Genomic DNA, 17,401 nt, shown 5'->3' on the forward strand with positions numbered 1-17,401 from the left:
GAAAATCCGGCTCAATGCACTTTGACGGTGCGCCCCTAGGCCATCAGGCCAAGTTCAGCGGCACCACGAAAGGGCAGACCAAAAATCGAAGCGGGAAAACCCGGACCGTCCTGGTCAGCCCTGCAAGCAAGCTCGCAGGGCACAGACAGGGCCGCGCTGACGGTGGTGGCAGTAGTTCACGCAGCCCTCCTTTCCAGATGTTCGAGTTGGGAACTGGGTACACCAGGGGAGGGGCGGAGGCAAGTGGTCCGCACTTCCCTTCTCCCACAAGGGGAGAAGGAAAAGATGCTACTGCCCCGGCCGTCCGGTCTTGCCCGGCCGGCGTTTTTGACGCCGCTCGTCGCCAGGGTCCTCGTAGGAGCCGATGCCGGCTCGCTGGCGGACGATCGGCTTATCGTCGCGTTCCTTCGCGCCCGTCCTGCCGGACATCTCCCCCGCCGGAGGAGGCGTTGGCTGCGGCTTCGCCGGCTTCTTGCCCTCGACCGGTTTCTCCGTGCGGCGCACGGTCATCTCGTCGAGCGAGTTCTTCCTGAACAGGGGCTTTGTCGGCTCGCCCGGAATGCCGAAATCGGAACCGTGCGCTTCCTGCGCACTCTGCTTCTTGAACAGCGAACGCGACACCGCGCCGGCCGGGGTCGTCATGTCGATGCCCGGCCCCATGTCGTCGATCGACGGCTTGGCGAAGAGCGGCTTCTTCACCGGCACGGCGCCGTCAGCGCCCATCTCGTCCAGATGTGGCTTGCGGAAGAGGTTGGGCCGGGTAGCCTTTGCCGCCTCCTCGGCGGCGCGTGCCTCATCGAGCTTGCGGAAGCGCTCCTGTTCCTCGACCGTACGATGCTTGGCCACGCCCTTGTTGTGCTTGCCCTTCTCGCGGCCTGATGCGGGACTTTGGCTTTCCACCTCGCGCGCCAGCGGGTCGTCGGAGATGGCAAGTTCCATCTCGCGCAGCCGCTTGATCTCGTCGCGGACGCGCGCCGCCTTCTCGAAGTCGAGGTTGGCGGCGGCGTCGCGCATCTGCTTGTCCAGCGCCTCGAGATGCGTCTTCAGATTGTTGCCGATCATCGCCCCGGCGTCGTCGGTGAACTGCGAGATGTCGGCGCGGACATGGTCCTTCTCGTAGACCGAGTCGAGGATGTCGGCGATGCGCGACTTGACCGATTCCGGCGTGATGCCGTTGGCGGCGTTCCACTCCATCTGCTTCTCGCGGCGGCGGTTGGTCTCGGCCATCGCCCGTTCCATCGAGCCGGTGATCTGGTCGGCGTAGAGGATGACCTTGCCGTCGACGTTGCGGGCAGCGCGGCCGATGGTCTGGATCAGCGAGGTTTCCGAACGCAGGAAACCTTCCTTGTCGGCATCGAGAATGGCGACGAAGCCGCATTCGGGAATGTCGAGGCCTTCGCGCAACAGGTTGATGCCGACCAGCACGTCGAAGGCGCCGAGGCGCAAATCGCGCAGGATCTCGATGCGCTCCAGCGTGTCGATGTCGGAATGCATGTAGCGGACGCGAATGCCGTTCTCGTGCAAATATTCAGTGAGGTCCTCGGCCATGCGCTTGGTCAGTACGGTGACCAGCGTGCGGTAGCCGGCCCGGGTCGTGTCGCGGATCTCGCCGACAACGTCGTCGACCTGACTCTTGGCCGGACGCACCTCGACCGGCGGATCGATCAGGCCGGTCGGACGGATGACCTGCTCGGCGAAGACGCCGCCGGACTGCTCCATTTCCCAACCGCCCGGCGTCGCCGAGACCGCCACCGACAGCGGGCGCATAGCGTCCCATTCCTCGAAACGAAGCGGCCGGTTGTCCATGCAGGACGGCAGGCGGAAACCATACTCGGCCAGCGTCGCCTTGCGGCGAAAGTCGCCGCGATACATGCCACCGATCTGCGGCACGGTGACGTGGCTTTCGTCGATGAAGATCAGCGCGTTGTCGGGCACATATTCGAACAAGGTCGGCGGCGGATCGCCGGGCTGGCGTCCGGTGAGGTAACGCGAATAGTTCTCGATGCCGGCGCAGGAGCCGGTCGCCTCCAGCATCTCCAGATCGAAGCGCGTGCGCTGTTCCAGCCGCTGCGCTTCCAGCAGACGGCCAGCCTTTTCAAGCTCTTGCAGGCGATGCTTGAGCTCCTCCTTGATCGACTTGATAGCTTGGTTCAAGGTCGGGCGCGGCGTCACGTAGTGCGAGTTGGCGTAGATCTTGACGCTCTTCAGCTCGCCGGTCTTCTGGCCCGTGAGCGGATCGAACTCGGTGATCTGTTCGATCTCGTCGCCGAACATCGAGATGCGCCAGGCGCGGTCTTCCAGGTGGGCGGGAAAGATCTCGATGGTGTCGCCGCGCACGCGAAACGAGCCGCGCACGAAGTTGATGTCCTGGCGCTTGTATTGCTGGGCGACGAGGTCGGCGAGAAGCGAGCGCTGGTCGAGCCGGTCGCCGACCTGCATCTGGAACGTCATCGCCGTGTAGGTCTCGACCGAGCCGATACCATAGATGCAGGACACGGAGGCGACGATGATGACATCGTCGCGCTCGAGCAGCGAGCGGGTCGCCGAGTGGCGCATGCGGTCGATCTGCTCGTTGATCGAGGATTCCTTCTCGATATAGGTGTCCGTGCGCGGGACGTAGGCTTCCGGCTGGTAATAGTCGTAATAGGAGACGAAATACTCGACCGCGTTCTCGGGGAAGAATTTCTTGAACTCGGCATAGAGCTGCGCGGCAAGCGTCTTGTTCGGCGCCAGGATCAAAGCAGGGCGCTGTGTCTCCTCGATCACCTTGGCCATGGTGAAGGTCTTGCCCGAGCCGGTAACGCCGAGCAGCACCTGGGTGCGGTCGTTCCGCTCGACGCCTTCGACGAGGTCCTTGATGGCTGTCGGCTGATCTCCGGCGGGCTCGAAATCCGAGACCATCTTGATGGCGATGCCGCCCTCAGACTTTTCCGGGCGGGCCGGACGGTGCGGCGTCCACAGCTGGCCGTCCTTGTGCAGCGGATTGCCGGATTCGATCAGCGCCGACAGCGCCGCGACCGTCGCGGTGACGCCGCCGGACGAAACCGACTCGGCATCCTCCAGGCTGATGTCGAGGCCGGCCACAGGGTTGAGGCCAGCGGCCGCGCGCTCCTTCGCCGAGGCAGCGCCGCCCATCGAGGTGCCGCGCGCGGTGCGGCCGGGCGCCGACGAGCGCTCGGGTATCTTCTTCGGCGCTTTTGCCTTCGGCTGCTTTTCAGCTTCACGCTCGATCTGCCCGGCCCAATCGGAGATCGAGCCGGTCAGCGGCGCTCCGGAAAAGTCGGCCTGCGGCGCTTCCGCGAAGCCGCCGGGCTCCAGCGGCTCGGCGGCATCGAGGAATTCGGTCAGCGGGCTGCGCCGCTTCGGCGCGCCGTCTTGCGAAGGCGTCTTCTTGTCAGGATGTCTGGCCATGGCCCGAATATGGGAGGACTCGGCCGAAATGGAAAGAGCGGAGTGAAAGGGCTCCGGCCGAGCGCGGACGCTGCTGACAGAAGGCTGTCAGGAAAGGGGTCATGATCCGATTGGGCTGGGAGCGTCTGCGATTGCGGCAAGCGCCGCGGCGACGGCGGCGGCGCGGCGGCCCTTCGGCCCGTCAACCGGCCAGACCAGGCGGCGCTTGATGGTCAATGCCGGAACCTCGCGGGCAATCTCGACGAGCTGGCCGGAGCGGAAATGCTCCCTAAGCACCAGTTCGCTGGCAAGCAGCGCGCCCATGCCGGAAAGCGCGGCCTGCGCGGCCAGCACGGTCAAGGGGAATCGCGGTCCGTGATCGATGTTCTTACGCTGGCGGCCGGCGGCGGCGAACCAGTTTGCCCATGTGGGATAGACGTCGTCGCCCATCGTCTGGTCGATGTGGAGGAGGGGCAGGCGGTCGAGCACTTCGGCGCTGTCTTGATCTGTGCGGTTGCGGATCAGCGCCGGGGCACAGGCCGGAACCACCCTTTCGGTGAAAAGATCGGCCGATGCGAGATCTCTTGCCGTGCTGTTGCGGTAACTGATGGCGAGGTCGATGCCTTCCTCCAGCATCGAATCCAATGCGATCGATACGACGATGCGCACGTCCAGCCTGCCGAGAGCCGCGCGGACATTGCCAAGGCGCGGCGCCAGCCAAAGCGAGGCGAAGGACGGGTCGGCGGCGATGGTGAAGGTATCGGCGCGGCGCTCGAACCGCAGCCGCCGCAATCCGGAGGCCAGCGCGTCGAAGCCGCGATCGATGTCGGGCAGCGCCGCCTCGGCGATGCGCGTGAGCGCGATGCCGTTGCCCTCGCGCCTGACCAGCTTGACGCCAAGCCGATCCTCCAGCTGCCGCAACTGATGGCCGACGGCGCCCGGCGTGACGCCGAGTTCGTCGGCGGCCCGCGTCAGACTGCCGGTGCGCGCGGCGGCGGCCAGCGCACGCAGGGCCGACAGCGGGAGGTCGCGAAGAAGCATCATGGATTGAGAATACCTCAAAACTTGCGAAAACAAACTCGTTTGCAGGAAAAGCCGCGAGCGCCCTACCGTTGTTGAAGACAACTCAATCCAGGAAAGCCGTCGCCATGCTCGATATGCAGACTCAGTCCGTCCCCGCCGGCCAGGCACTCGCGACGCGCTCCTTGCGAGCGATGCGCAACGAAGGACCGCGCATCGCCGTGGAATTCGATGACGGCAGCGCCGGCCGGCTGTCGACGCGCTGGCTGCGGCTTGCCTGCGAATGCGGGATATGCGGGGACACCGCTTCCGGAAAGCGTTGGCTGACGCCTGCCGATGTTCCGGCCGACATCCGCGCGGCCTCGATCGAAATCTCGACGAGCGGGACGATGGACGTGGTCTGGCAGGACGGCCACGTCTCGCGCTTCGCGGTGGGCTTTCTGGCGGCTCATGCCCGCGGCGGCGATTTCGGCGCGCCGCGCTTTCAGCCGGAACTGTGGAATGGCGATCTCGGCGCGCGGCTTGGGCGCTTCGCCTTCGACGCCGTGGTGGAGGATGAAGCGGCGCTTTTCCAGTCGCTGCGCGCCTTGTGCGACCATGGCATCGCCATGCTGACCGGCGTCCCGGCCGAGCCTGAGGCGACGCTGCGCGTCGCCGGCCGCTACGGGCCCGTGCGCGAGACTAGTTACGGCAAGGTTTTCGATCTCATCTCGCGGCCCGACGCGCGGGTGGCCGGGGAAACGGCGCGCGCGCAAATTCCGCACACGGACGAGCCGTTCCGCTATTCGCCGCCGGGCTTCATCTTCTTCCATGCGATCAGGACCGGCGCCGGCAGCGGCGGCACCTCGTTGATGGTCGACGGCTTTCAAGTCGCCGAACGGATGCGCACAAATAGTCCGGAGCTGTTCGACCTGCTCGCTCGACATGGCGTGACATTCCATCGCGAGCATGCCGGCGACGTGTTCTTCAGCGCCGAGGCGCATGTCATCAGCCTCGACGCGAGCGGCGCCGTCACCGGCATACGCTTCAACGATCGCTGCCTGGCGCCGCAGACGGGCGCTGTCGATGAGATCGACGGGCTGATCGAGGCGCTTGCCGAGCTGACGCGGCTGATCTGCGATCCGGCGAACCAGTTCCGGCATCAGCTGCAGCCCGGCGAGGTGCTGGTCTTCGACAATCAGCGGGTCTTGCACGGGCGCACCGAATTCGATCCGACGCTGGCCGTCCGCCACCTCAGAAGCTGCAACCTGGACCGCGACGGCGTCCACAGCGCCTTCCGCACCCTGGCGCGCCGCTTCGCGCCGGAAGAGGCGAAAGCAGTGCTTTATCAGGGCGCAATTTTCTGACGATAGCCAGGGGGACGGCGTCGACCTCGAAGGTTCGGTTCCTCGCCCCCGCCAGAGGCGGGGGAGAGGTGTCCGCGAAGCGGACGGAGAGGGGGTTTCGTAAGGCGCAAGCCCTTCTCTTCAAAGCGCTTTTCGCCGCCCGGACCGGCGCCCCCCTCTCCGTCTCGGCTTCGCCGAGCCACCTCTCCCCCATTTCATGGGGGCGAGGAACCTAAGACCGCGGGCCTCAATTGAACCACAGCGCAAAGGTCAAAAAACCGGCGCCGCTGAACTGGCGCTGGATCTGGTCGAAATCGTCGCTGGTGAGGATCTTGCCGCTTTCGAGATAGGGCGCGATGCCGGGACCGGTGATCGAAAGGACCAGGTCAAAAGGTTTCGGCTCGTCGAAGAAGCGCTTCATGCTGATGCCCTTGCCGGTGATGCGGAAGTGCGGAAGCAGCGCGCGGCCTTCGAGAAGATCCTCGGCCACGGTCAACGTGGCGAGCCAGGCCTGCACCTGTTCCTCGCCGACCTCGAGGCCGGTGAGCGGGTTGACGCCTTTCTGCTGCGGTCCCGGCAGCCATTCGCGATCGTTGTCGGTCTCGGCCAGGATCGACTTCCAGTCCTCGCGCGACAGCCGGATCATCTCCAGCAGGTGGCGGCGCGCAGCCCGCCGGCGTTCCGGCTCGATCACCGGCCAGTTGACGAGATGCACCAGCGAGATGAAGTCGGCGAAGCGCCATTCCGAGGCGAACATGTTGCCGCTCATGCCGCCGTCCAGCGGCACGAGCGCATCCTGCAATGGCAGTTTCGCGCGCGGGAACAGCATGTGGAACGAGCCGTCAAAGGCATTGCGGAAATCATGCGCCAGCCAGAAATCGGCCTGCGCCATCAGGAACTCGGCATAGCCTTGCAGCCAAAAACCGTCGGCGCGGTCGAAGCGGAAGGTGAGCGAAGGCGCGGCATCGCTCGGTTCGACGCTGCCGCGTGAGAGCGACGCCATGATGGCGGTGATGCTTTCGTCGGGCGCGAGCTTGCCATCTTCGTTGAGGTCGATGCCGACATGGGTGAGGTCGACAATCATGCCGATATCGGCATCCTTTGGCAGGGAGCCAAGCGTGACGGCGGATTTCTCCAGCCGGTCACGGAAGGCGACCAGGATGGCGCGGAATTCTTCGTAGGTCAGCGGCTGCGGGTGGGGATTGTCGGGCACCGGCAACCGCATCAGCGGCAGCATGAAGGATCTCGGGCTCTCGAAACCGTGGCGATGCAGGCCGCCGGCGAGGAGCTCGAGCGCAGTGAAGAATTCGCCGGCGCCGGCCGCATAGGCTGAGGCTGGGTCCTTGGCCGCTGCCGCCTCCAACGTCGACAGCGCCGTGTTCCGGTCGGCCACGCTCTTCGCCTCGAACATGAACTTGGCTTCGTCCGGCATCTCGGCCCAGGCGACGGACGCCGGCAGGAATGCAAACAAGGCTGCTGCAAGAATCGTTCTACGCATCGTCATCGCCCTCCACTGCTCCACGTCGTGAGCATACACGGATTTCGGGCAGTCCGAGATGGCCGCCGCGGGATCGCCAGCAACCCGCTTCAACCGGCCCGTCAGACAGTCTACACAGGGCGAAACTGGATGGGCCCGTGTCGAACTATCCGCTTGCCTATAAACTGTCGTGGCTGCCGCGCCTGCTGAGACCATCGCTTGCCGGCGACAGAAGCGGCTTCGCGGCGCCCGCGGCGATGTTGCTCGATCCGCAACCCGCACGGAAGGTGCGGCTGGCCTTCGTCGGCGACATTTCGGCCGTCGCCAATTGCGATGCGCCGGATTGCGATCCGGCAATCACGACGCTGCTTTCGTCCGCCGACCTCGTGATCGGCAATTGCGAAAGCCCGATCGTCGAACGCCCACGCGCGGTGATGGGCACGTGGCTCGGCACGCATCATGCGATGAGCGAGCATTTCCTGGCCGATGCACTCGCAGCCGCCGGCATCGCGCGCGACAGGCTCGTTCTGTCCCTGGCCAACAACCACGTGCTCGATCAGGGCATCGCCGGTTTCGAGGAAACGCTCGCGGCGCTGAACCGGCTCGGGATCCGGACCATCGGCATGGTTGCCGGCGGGCCCGTCCAGCGTCATGCGGCCGGACCGCTGACGATCGGCTTTGCGGCTTTCACGCTCTGGCGCAACACGGATGCCGCGCCGTTCGAAGAACGCATCTCGATGCATGCCGCCGAATGGCCGAGCGACGCTGCATCCGGCATCGATCTCATCTGCGCCGTGCCGCACTGGGACTGGGAGTTCCGGCATTTTCCACGACCTGCGACGCGGGTGCTGGCGAGCCGGCTGGCGGATCGCGGCGTCCGGCTGATCGCCGGGCATCACGCGCATGTCGTGCAGCCCATCGAGCGCATCGGCGACAGCGTGATCGCCTACGGCCTTGGCGATTTCCTCGGCACTGCGCTCGCCAGACTGCCATGGCCGGCACGCATCGGCTCGATATTCGTCGTCGATGTTAGCGCCGATCCGGCCACGCGGGGTAGGATCGCTGCCTACCTGATGCATTTCTTCGTGCGGCTACGGGCAGGCAACCATGAGCGGCTGCTGCCGATCGAAGTTCTGGATGGAGTGCTCAAGCAGCGGGTCGCGGCCCGACTGGTGGCGATTTTTCCCATGGCGGGAGGTGGGCGATAGACCTCAGCAATCGAAGCCGTATTGGGCGCGCATGTGCTTGGCCTCTTCCTTCGACATCTTCTTGAGCATCACGCAGACGGTGAAGCTGCCGACCTGGCGGCCGTTCCTGGTGTAGCCCCAGTCGGAGATGTCGTCCCTGGTGAATTCGATGTTCTGGCCAAGGACGACGTTGCGGACGATTTCCGGCTCGTTCGCCAATATCCCGACGAAGCCGTTGGCCGTCCGCTTGAAGGGAATGACCCAGAAATGCTCCGTCGCATTGCCGTCGACGACCATCACCTTCAGCTTGAACCTGTCGGTTCCCGGCGGCGGAGCGTCGGACAGGTTCAGGAATTCATCCAGGCTGGATCGCGCCTTCTCGACCGCCGCCGCCATCTCGGCGTCGTCGGATGCGATCACCATGGCCTTGTCGTCGCCTTCCGCCCTGGCATGCAAGGGGGCGAGCGCCAGCAGCAGGGATAACGCGATACGAACGGCAGTTGTCATGACACCCCCCGGTGATGGCCAATATCCTGTGCGTTATCTTCGGGCAATGTGTCGGCTTGATCAATCCGATCTGCGGTTGCGAAGCTACGCCTTTGTCATCGGGCAATGATAAGGGAATGGCTTCACTTCTGCTCGGGCCGACCTGAACCGTGGGCAGGCTTACAGCCCGGTCAATCCGGCCAGCCAGTTCGCCGAGCGCTTCGCCGCGTCCACCGTTGCGCCGGCAGCGCGGCTGAGGTCGGTCTTGACCACGGCATAGCCGGCCTTGGTGCGGTAGAGCACGGCGCGGCCGCCATCGACCGATCCATCGAAGGCCACGGGCTTTGCCGATTCCGTTTCGCTGGCGGTCACCGTTCCGCCGACCGGAGCGCTCGGGCGATGGTGGAGCTCGGGCGGCAGCGGGGCGATGGTTTCGACGACGCGGTTCCTGGGCTTCAAATCCGGCCTGGAAGCTTTCTCGGCAAGCTCGGAGGAAGCGGCCGAGCCCTTGACGCGGCAGATACCCGAAACCAGCGGATAGTCGAAATTGCGCTGGTGCAGCATCTGGCTCTTCACCGCCGCTTCGCAGTCGGCGAGCGTCGCCCACTTGGCCGGCGTCTCGCCGATATATTCGCAGAGCTTGGCGTCGCAGTCGCAGCCGACAATGGTCATGGCGACAAGGGCGGTCTTGATCACGGTCTTGTCCCTTTAAATGTTCCCAAACCGATCAATCGCCGGGGAACAAGGCGGGATTTGGCCGCGATTGTGGATTGTGCGTGTCGACGCGTTACGGAAGGTTGCTTGGCCGGCGACTGTGGCCGGAAAGCATCAGCAGCGGACGCCCGGAAGGCGCGGTAGCCTGTGAGGCGGGCCAAAAAGACAGTTGGCGCTGGGATTTCTCCCAGCGCCTCCCTGTCAGATCAGGAACCAGTCAAGGCAGCAACTTCCGTAAAGTCGTCGCGCCAGGCCAGCCTTGATTTTGACGGTCCTGCCAGTCGCCGCCCGAAGGGCAGCTCCCGTTCCAGACCACGCCGATCTCCACCCTTGCGGGCTTCGCCCAGCGTGCCATCGAAGGTTTTCACCGGCCTTCATGGCAGCATCGGTCCGCCGTCGGCGTTGGCACGCTTTCCGCGGCACCCGTAGGTCTCGGCATCCGTCCCTCAAACAGGCGAGCCTGCTCTCGTTCTGGGCCGTACGGGCCTCAGGAAATCCGCCTTGCGCTTTTGCCTTTCGGCTGGGCGTTCGGTAGCCGCCTGAGATGGGTTGAATGTACGCCGGGTAAGGGTTCCAGGGAATGCCGGCGCGCCTGTGGATAGCGGGATTATCGGGGACCAATGGCAAAAGCCGCGGAATCCGCCGGCCGAACCGCTTAGACAGCCTGCCCCGCTTTTCTGTGACCGTTCGACGTTGGAGCCTTGCTCCGGCGCCCGGTCCGCGTTTCAATGTCGGCAAAAGACTTTGGGTACTAGTTGCGGGACTTGCCTCGGGGGAGGTCGACTTGAAAGTCGGGGTGGTTCTCAATCCGATTGCCGGCGGCGGCAGGCTCAAGCGGCATTGGGCGGAGGCTGCGGCATCACTCAAGGCGAATTTCGGCGATTTCGACTTGCGCGAAACTCAGGCCAGCGGCGACGCAGAGCGGCTCGCGATCGATCTCGCCGCCGGCGGGTGCGACCTGGTGATCGCGGCAGGCGGCGACGGCACCGCAAGCGAGGTGGCCGACGGGTTGCTGCAGGCACAAGATGAGACCGGCCAGGAAGCCGCGCTTGGCCTTCTGCCCTGTGGTACCGGCATCGACTTCGCGCGCGGGCTCGACTTGCCGCGCGGCATCGATGCCGCGCTGAAGCGGATCGCCGATTCCAATGCGCGAAAAATCGACGCTGGCCGCATCTGCTACATCGACGACCACGGCGCGCTGGCCAGCCGCCACTTCATCAACATTGCCAGCCTCGGCCTGTCCGGCGCGACGGATCGCGCCGTCAATGCCGACAAGCGCAAGGGCAGGGTCTCGGCCAAGGCGCTGTTCTTCTGGCGCACCGTGCTGGAGTTCATCCGCTACCGTTTTCAGGATGTCAGGATCACCATCGATGACGGCGAGCCGGTCGAGGCGCGCATGGCGCTGGTGGCGGTGGCCAACGGCAAATTCTTCGGCGGCGGCATGATGATCGCGCCGGACGCCGAGCTCGCTGACGGCCAATTCGACATCGTCATCCTGCGGGCCGCCGGCAAGCTTGGGCTGATCCGCGACCTCCGCCTGCTCTATGGCGGGCGCCACCGCAACCATCCGGCAATCACCATCCTGCGTGGCCGCAAGGTGCTGGTCGAGCCGCTCGGCGATGCCGAGAAGAACAGCGCGCTGGTCGACATAGACGGCGAGTCGCCAGGCCGAATTCCGGCGACATTCGAGATCCTGCCCGGCGCGCTGACGCTGAGAGGTTGAATCAGCGGCTAAGAGGCCGATTCAGCCGGTCCGGTCAGGCAATTGAAACAGCTGGCTAATTTCTGCCGGGTTACAGTTCGAGCTTCGCCGGAAAGCCCGGCGCGCGAAGCTCCACGCCGACTTCATCCTCAAGCAGCTTGACGATCTGTGTCGACCAGGCACCACCACCATAGGCGCGCTTACCCTCTTCGAAAATCGCGTTGACGCGGGTGGCAAGATCGAGCGGCGCGCCGAAATCCCTGCCCATGGCAAGCGCGAAGCCGAGGTCCTTCAGCGCCAGGTCCATGGTGAAGCCGATGTCGTAGGAGCCGTTAAGCACCAGCTGGCTTTCGGTCTCGTGGACGAAGCTGTTGCCGGAAGAGGCGACGATGGCGTGGTAGGCCTGGGCGAGATCGAGCCCGCCCTGCTTCGCCAGCATCAACGCTTCGCCGGCAGCGACGAGATGAATGAAGGCGAGCATATTGGTGATGACCTTGATCACCGCCGCCGAGCCGACCGTGCCCATCAGGAAGGATTTCGCGCACATCGCCTCGATGGCCGGACGATGGCGTTCGTAGAGCGCCGCATCGCCGCCGACGAGCGCCGTGATCCTGCCCGCCGCGGCCAGATGGACGCCGCCGGTCACCGGGCATTCGAGCGTCTTGATGCCTTGTGCCGATGCCAGCACGGCGAGCCGTAAAATCTCGTCACGGCCATTCGTCGACATCTCGATCCAGGTGCCGCCCGCGGGCAGGCCTTGGAGCAATCCGCCGGGGCCGGCGAGCACTGTTTCGCTGACCTTCGGCGAGGGCAGGCAGGTGATAGCATTGCCGGCGCGGGCAGCGGCCTCGGCCGGGCTGGCCGCCGCCGTGGCGCCGAGCGCGACCAGGCGCTCGACCGCTCCCGGGTCGCGGTCGAAGACGGTGACGGCAAAGCCGTTGCGCAGTAGGCTGGCGGCAAGGTTGCCGCCGAGATGGCCAAGGCCGACGAAAGCGTAAGCGAGGCTCACGGCATCAACGGCGTCTGCATCATCTGCAGATGCAGCTCCTTGCCGCTATAGGGATGGGCCTCGCAGACCGCCTCGTTGAGCTCGACGCCGAGGCCGGGCTCCTTCGAGGGGATGACGTTGCCGTCCTGCCATTCGATCTTCTTCTTGAGCAGCGTGGCGTGGAAACCGTCCCACTGCTTCAGCGATTCCAGGATGAGGAAGTTGGGCAGCGTCACCGCGAGCTGGATGTTGGCGGCGCCGACGATCGGGCCGCAGTAGCAGTGCGGCGCGACCTGGATGTGATAGGCCTCGGCCATGGCGGCGATCTTCTTGGTCTCCAGGATGCCGCCGGAGCGGCCGAGATCCGGCTGCAGGATGGTCGCGGCGCGGTTCTCGATGACGCGGGCGAACTCGAACTTCGTCGTCAGCCGCTCGCCGGTGGCGATCGGAATGGATGTGCCGCGGGCGACCTGCGCCATCACCTCGGGCATATCAGGCGGTACCGGCTCCTCGAACCAGAGCGGATCGTAGGGCTCGATGGCGCGGGCGAGCCGCAGCGCCCCCGAGGCGGTGAACTGGCCATGCGTGCCAAACAGGATATCCGCCCTGTTACCCACTGCTTCGCGGATCGCCTTGACCATGCGCGCCGACAGGTCGATGTCGATCAAGCGCGGCTGATGGCCGTCATAGGCGGTGTAGGGGCCGGCCGGATCGAGTTTCACGGCATTAAAACCCTGCTCGACATATTCGAGCGCGCAGGCCGCAGCCATGTCGGGGTCGTTGTAGACGTTCTTGCCGCGCGCATCTTCCGAATGGACGCTGCCGGTGTGCGGATAGAGGTAGGTGTAGGAGCGCAGGGTCTCGTGCACCTGGCCGCCGAGCAGCTTGTAGACCGGTTTGCCGGCTTCCTTGCCGACGATGTCCCAGCAGGCCATTTCGAGCGCCGAGAAGCAGCCCATGCCGGAGACGTCGGGGCGCTGGGTGAAGCCGGAGGAATAGGCGCGGCGGAAGAAATTCTCTATGTCGTGCGGATCGCGGCCGACGAGATAGCGCTCGGCCATGTCCTCGATCATCGTCGCGGTGACATGCGCGGAGAAGGTGGCGTTGTAAGCCTCGCCATAGCCGACCACGCCGCCATCGGTGGTGAGCTTGACGAAGATGAAATATTTGCCGCCGATGCCGGGCGGCGGGTTGCCGACAACCCAGGTCTTCACGTCGGTGATTTTCATTTGTGATCCTCCAGAACCAGGTCGGCGCCTTTCCATCCGGTCAGGATCGCGGCGGCGTTGGTGTTGCCCGTGATGTTGTCGGGGAAAATCGAAGCGTCGATGACGCGCAGGCCGTCCAACCCATGCACCCGAAGCCGCGGGTCGACGACGGCGCGTGCGGGGTCCGGTCCCATGCGGCAGGTCGAGACCGGGTGATAGACGGTGCCCGAGCGTTTCCTGAAATCCTGGATCAGGTCGGCGTCCGATTGGATCGAGGGGCCGGGCAGCACCTCTTCCTCGATGATCTCTGCCATGGCCGGCATCGAGGCGATCTTGCGCACGAACTTCACCGCCGCCAGCATCTCGTCGACATCGGCATTGGTCGAATAGGCGTTGGGCGTGATCTTCGGATAGTCGCGCGGATCCTTCGAGCGGATCATGATCTCGCCGCGGCTCGAGGGCCTGCAGTTGGACAGGCCGATCGAGAAGCCCGGCCAGGGGTCGGGCGTCAGGATGGGGCGCTCGCCGCTCTTCGGGATGACGGTGGAGAAGGCCTGGAAATAGAGCTGCATGTTCGGCCGTGTCATCGACGGGTCGGTGCGGAAGAAGCCGCCGGCATTGTTCATCGACAGCGACAGCGGACCGGAGCGCAAGAGGATGTATTGCATGCCGACTAGCAGCTTGCCCCACCATGGCCTGAGGACCTGGTTGAGCGTCGGCAGCTTGCCCTTGAAGGTGTAGTTGATGCCGACATGGTCCTGCAGATTGGCGCCGATATTGTCGTTGGCATGGACGACCGGGATGCCGAGGTCGGCCAGCAATGCCGCAGGGCCGATACCGGACAGCTGCAGCAGTTGCGGCGAGTTGATCGAGCCGCCCGACAGGATCACCTCGCGGCCCGCGCGAGCCGTCTTCTTCTGCCCGTTCTGCTCGTATTCGACGCCGACGGCGCGCTTGCCGTCGAACAGGATCTTCGTCGCCAGCGCGTTGGTCTCGACACGGACATTGCCGCGTTTCATCGCCGGCCGCAGGAAGGCGCGGGCGGCCGACATGCGGCGTCCGTTCTTCGTCGTGATCTGATAGACGCCGACGCCTTCCTGGGAGGCGCCGTTGAAGTCCGGATTGAGCGGCAGCCCGGCCTGCTGAGCGGCCGCAAGATAGCGCTTGGTCAGCGGATGCACCGCGTTCGTGCAGTCGGTGATGTGCAAGGGGCCGCCGATTCCGCGCCACTGGTCGGCGCCCGCCGCATTGTCTTCCAGCGCCTTGAAGGATGGCAGGAGGTCGTCATAGGCCCAGCCGGGATTGCCTGCGGCGGCCCAGGCATCGAAATCCTCGCGCGCGCCCCGGATGAAGACCATGGCATTGATCGAGCTCGAGCCGCCAAGCAGCTTGCCGCGCGGCCAGTGATCGCTGTTGCCGGTCAGGCCGGGGTCGGACTCCGCCTTGTAGTTCCAGTTGACGGCCGGATCGAAGAAGGTCTTGCCGTAGCCGAGCGGCATCTGGACATAGAAGCGCCGGTCGGTTCCGCCGGCCTCCAGCACCAGCACCGAGAAGCGGCCCGAGGCCGACAATTTGTCGGCAACGACCGAACCGGCCGAGCCGGAGCCGACGATGATGAAGTCGTAAGTCTGCATGATGGAAAAGCGGGCTCCGCAATGTTGCGCTTACCCTAGACATTGCCGGCTTGCGGCGTCGCCGTGGCTTCCGGCATGGCTTGTGAAAAAAGCGACCGGCGCAGTGGGGCACATTTCGCTTTTACCAGAGCTTGCGACATGGCGGTCGCATTGATACGCAACAGAAGCTGCCCTTTGAGGATTTCGCCATGGTGCATTACGCGGACGGAAAACCCCTTGGCGATCTGACCTTGCGCACGCTCGCTATGCCGTCCGACGCCAATGCGGCCGGCGACATCTTCGGCGGCTGGGTGATGGCGCAGATGGACCTTGCCTGCGGCATCCGCGCCGCCGAGCGCGCCAAGGGCCGCGTGGTCACCGCCGCGGTCAAGGAGATGTCCTTCGCCAAGCCGATGAAGATCGGCGACACGTTGTGCATCTACACCCATGTCGAGCGCGTCGGCCGCACCTCGATGGTGCTCAAGGTCGAAGCCTGGGCGCAGCGCTATCTTTCCGATCTGATGGAGAAGGTCACCCATGCCGATTTCGTCATGGTGGCGCTCGACGGCGAAGGCAAGCCGAAGCCGGTTCCGGCCGAGAGCTGACGCGCCGGCGGGATTACTGATTCTCCCCAGACTTGCCGCTTTGTAACAACGCCTACGCGGGAGATTCCCTTCGCGACATCCAATGGTTGCCTTCACGCCCCACCTTGTGGGCGCGGGGGAAAGACAATGCGTCAACGTATGCTGAACGGCTGGCTCGTGGCAGCCCTTGTTGCTCTGGTCTGCCTGCTTGGCGTAACGGCCTACATGGAAGTCAGCAAAGGTCTTCCACACGTCGCCTGCATGCGGGACCGGACGGCGGCCGGCAAGATGGCCGCGCAATTCAAGAGCTGCTCGACGGCGTGCTGCGACAGCACTGCCCCAAGCGTCTGATCGGTGGCGGCTAAAGACGGGTCTCCTTGGCGAAGCGGCTGCCCGGCGACGCCGCCGGCGGAACCGCGAAGGCTCCGATCAAAATCGAAAGCGCGATGCAACCGGCGCTGAGGCCCATGGTTTCATCGGCAGGTTAAAAACCTTTCATTGCAAGGGCTTCAGGCCTGTAGGCCGTCGAATTTCGCGCGTGCTTCGCGGACCCGATTGGTGTTCTTGCGGGCCCATTCGCCGAGCGCGCCGACCGGCACGAGGAGCTCGTGACCGAGTTGGGTGAGCTCGTAATCGACACGTGGCGGAATGGTCGGAAACACTTTGCGCGTGACGAAGCCGTCGCGCTCCAAACCGCGCAAGGTGGTGGTCAGCATCTTCTGCGAAATTCCGCCGACAGCGGCGCGCAATTCGTTGAAGCGCATTGGTCCGCCGCCGAGCTTGCCGACGACGAGCACCGTCCATTTGTCGCCGACCCGTTGCAGGATTTCCGAAACGGCCCGGCAGTCCTCGGTGTTGTGCGGGTGCCTCAGTAACAAAGAAGTGCCTCCTTGCGCGTCGATTTGTCAGTATCACATATAGCGCCGGTATCCAAACGATACCAGAAATTCCCGCAAGGAGAGCCCTTATGTCCAAGCCCAAAATCGCCATTGTCGTCGGTTCGACGCGCGCCGCCCGCTTCGCCGACGTGCCGACGCAGTGGATCGCCAAGATCGCCAAGTCGCACGCCGATATCGATGTCGAGATCGTCGATCTGCGCGACTGGCCGCTGCCTTTCTTCGACGAGGTCGCTTCCTCCGCCTGGGCGCCGTCGCAGAACGAAGTGGCGCAGCGCTGGCAGAAGAAGGTCGCCGAGTTCGACGGCTTCATCTTCACCGCCGCTGAATACAATCACGCCCCGACCGCTGTGCTGAAGAACGCCATCGACTACGCCGCCAACGAGTGGAACAAGAAGCCGGCCGGCTTCGTCGGCTATGGCAGCGTCGGCGGCTCGCGCGCGATCGAGCACCTTCGGCTGATCGCCGTCGAGCTGCAGATGGCGCCGGTCAAGTCGGCGGTGCACATCGCCTGGGGCGATTTCCTTGCAGTTCGCCAGGGCGAGAAGAAGCTCGAGGATCTCGAGCACCTGAACCAGTCGGCCGCCGCCCTGGTCAACGACGTCGCCTGGTGGGCAAGGGTGCTGAAAGCGGCTCGCGCCGCCGACGCGATCGCCGGCGAAGCCCAGGCCGCTTAGAGCGGTCGATCGACACTGTCCTCCCAATGAGAAAGGGGCAGCGCCAGCGCTGCCCCTTTCCATTTGCGGAGCTGTCTGTCTGGCCTGGATCCCAGGCTGATCCCTTTGGCCGCCGCGCTGTTGACCGCTCGGAA

15 protein-coding genes are annotated in these 17,401 nt (G+C 64.8%); 6 read left to right on the top strand and 9 right to left on the bottom strand.

The genetic code is table 11. The features are described 5' to 3' along the window. Positions 1-288 precede the first annotated feature (288 nt). Both uvrB and LB523_RS19730 read right to left on the bottom strand, forming a co-directional pair. Positions 289-3,411: an excinuclease ABC subunit UvrB gene (gene uvrB, locus LB523_RS19725; protein WP_318011985.1), complete on the bottom strand. Its 3,123-nt coding sequence runs from the start codon at positions 3,409-3,411 to the stop codon at positions 289-291. 99 nt (positions 3,412-3,510) lie between these two features. Further along, positions 3,511-4,434: a LysR substrate-binding domain-containing protein gene (locus tag LB523_RS19730; protein ID WP_224606125.1), complete on the bottom strand. Its 924-nt coding sequence runs from the start codon at positions 4,432-4,434 to the stop codon at positions 3,511-3,513. Positions 4,435-4,538: 104 nt separating this feature from the next. Between LB523_RS19730 and LB523_RS19735 the strand changes: the two genes are divergently transcribed. Next, the gene (locus LB523_RS19735) at positions 4,539-5,756 is read left to right on the top strand and encodes a clavaminate synthase family protein (protein ID WP_224606127.1); all 1,218 of its coding nucleotides are present in this window, start codon (positions 4,539-4,541) and stop codon (positions 5,754-5,756) included. Positions 5,757-5,982: 226 nt separating this feature from the next. On the opposite strand, the gene LB523_RS19740 is transcribed toward LB523_RS19735, so the two are convergent. After that, positions 5,983-7,233 carry a hypothetical protein gene (locus LB523_RS19740; protein ID WP_411966483.1) on the bottom strand — a complete coding sequence of 417 codons (1,251 nt, stop codon included), beginning with the start codon at positions 7,231-7,233 and terminating at the stop codon, positions 5,983-5,985. Positions 7,234-7,370: 137 nt separating this feature from the next. Here LB523_RS19740 and LB523_RS19745 point away from each other — a divergent pair, with 137 nt between their 5' ends. Next, the gene (locus LB523_RS19745; RefSeq protein ID WP_224606132.1) at positions 7,371-8,420 is read left to right on the top strand and encodes a CapA family protein; all 1,050 of its coding nucleotides are present in this window, start codon (positions 7,371-7,373) and stop codon (positions 8,418-8,420) included. A 3-nt stretch (positions 8,421-8,423) separates the two neighbouring features. Here the strand turns inward: LB523_RS19745 and LB523_RS19750 are convergent, their stop codons facing one another. Together LB523_RS19750 and LB523_RS19755 are read right to left on the bottom strand one after the other, a co-directional pair. Next, positions 8,424-8,906, bottom strand: a complete 483-nt coding sequence (locus LB523_RS19750) for a YegJ family protein (RefSeq protein WP_224606135.1) — start codon at positions 8,904-8,906, stop codon at positions 8,424-8,426. A 159-nt stretch (positions 8,907-9,065) separates the two neighbouring features. Further along, positions 9,066-9,581 carry a hypothetical protein gene (locus LB523_RS19755; RefSeq protein ID WP_224606138.1) on the bottom strand — a complete coding sequence of 172 codons (516 nt, stop codon included), beginning with the start codon at positions 9,579-9,581 and terminating at the stop codon, positions 9,066-9,068. A gap of 802 nt (positions 9,582-10,383) precedes the next feature. Here LB523_RS19755 and LB523_RS19760 point away from each other — a divergent pair. After that, entirely contained in the window at positions 10,384-11,322 is a 939-nt protein-coding gene (locus tag LB523_RS19760) for a diacylglycerol/lipid kinase family protein (protein ID WP_224606141.1), read from the top strand. Between the two features lie 70 nt (positions 11,323-11,392). Here LB523_RS19760 and LB523_RS19765 read toward each other — a convergent pair whose 3' ends face one another. The 3 genes from LB523_RS19765 to LB523_RS19775 are packed head-to-tail and all read right to left on the bottom strand — an operon-like array spanning position 11,393 to position 15,131. Continuing rightward, the gene (locus tag LB523_RS19765) at positions 11,393-12,310 is read right to left on the bottom strand and encodes an NAD(P)-dependent oxidoreductase (RefSeq protein WP_224606144.1); all 918 of its coding nucleotides are present in this window, start codon (positions 12,308-12,310) and stop codon (positions 11,393-11,395) included. Next, positions 12,307-13,518, bottom strand: coding sequence for a mandelate racemase/muconate lactonizing enzyme family protein (locus LB523_RS19770; RefSeq protein ID WP_224606146.1), 1,212 nt, complete (start codon positions 13,516-13,518; stop codon positions 12,307-12,309). The genes LB523_RS19765 and LB523_RS19770 overlap by 4 nt, the downstream gene beginning before the upstream one ends. Further along, positions 13,515-15,131, bottom strand: coding sequence for a GMC family oxidoreductase (locus tag LB523_RS19775; protein ID WP_224606148.1), 1,617 nt, complete (start codon positions 15,129-15,131; stop codon positions 13,515-13,517). The genes LB523_RS19770 and LB523_RS19775 overlap by 4 nt, the downstream gene beginning before the upstream one ends. 188 nt (positions 15,132-15,319) lie before the next feature. Here LB523_RS19775 and LB523_RS19780 point away from each other — a divergent pair, with 188 nt between their 5' ends. Continuing rightward, positions 15,320-15,715, top strand: a complete 396-nt coding sequence (locus LB523_RS19780) for an acyl-CoA thioesterase (protein WP_042646168.1) — start codon at positions 15,320-15,322, stop codon at positions 15,713-15,715. Between the two features lie 126 nt (positions 15,716-15,841). Then, positions 15,842-16,045, top strand: coding sequence for a hypothetical protein (locus LB523_RS19785; RefSeq protein ID WP_224606150.1), 204 nt, complete (start codon positions 15,842-15,844; stop codon positions 16,043-16,045). 158 nt (positions 16,046-16,203) lie between these two features. On the opposite strand, the gene LB523_RS19790 is transcribed toward LB523_RS19785, so the two are convergent. Then, a complete protein-coding gene (locus LB523_RS19790) occupies positions 16,204-16,572 on the bottom strand; it encodes a winged helix-turn-helix transcriptional regulator (RefSeq protein ID WP_140629822.1) in 369 nt (122 codons plus the stop codon). Between the two features lie 89 nt (positions 16,573-16,661). Here LB523_RS19790 and LB523_RS19795 point away from each other — a divergent pair, with 89 nt between their 5' ends. Further along, a complete protein-coding gene (locus LB523_RS19795) occupies positions 16,662-17,267 on the top strand; it encodes an NADPH-dependent FMN reductase (RefSeq protein ID WP_095766563.1) in 606 nt (201 codons plus the stop codon). Positions 17,268-17,401 lie beyond the last annotated feature (134 nt).

The sequence above is a fragment of the Mesorhizobium sp. ESP-6-4 genome (genome assembly GCF_020164735.1).
GTDB lineage: Bacteria > Pseudomonadota > Alphaproteobacteria > Rhizobiales > Rhizobiaceae > Mesorhizobium.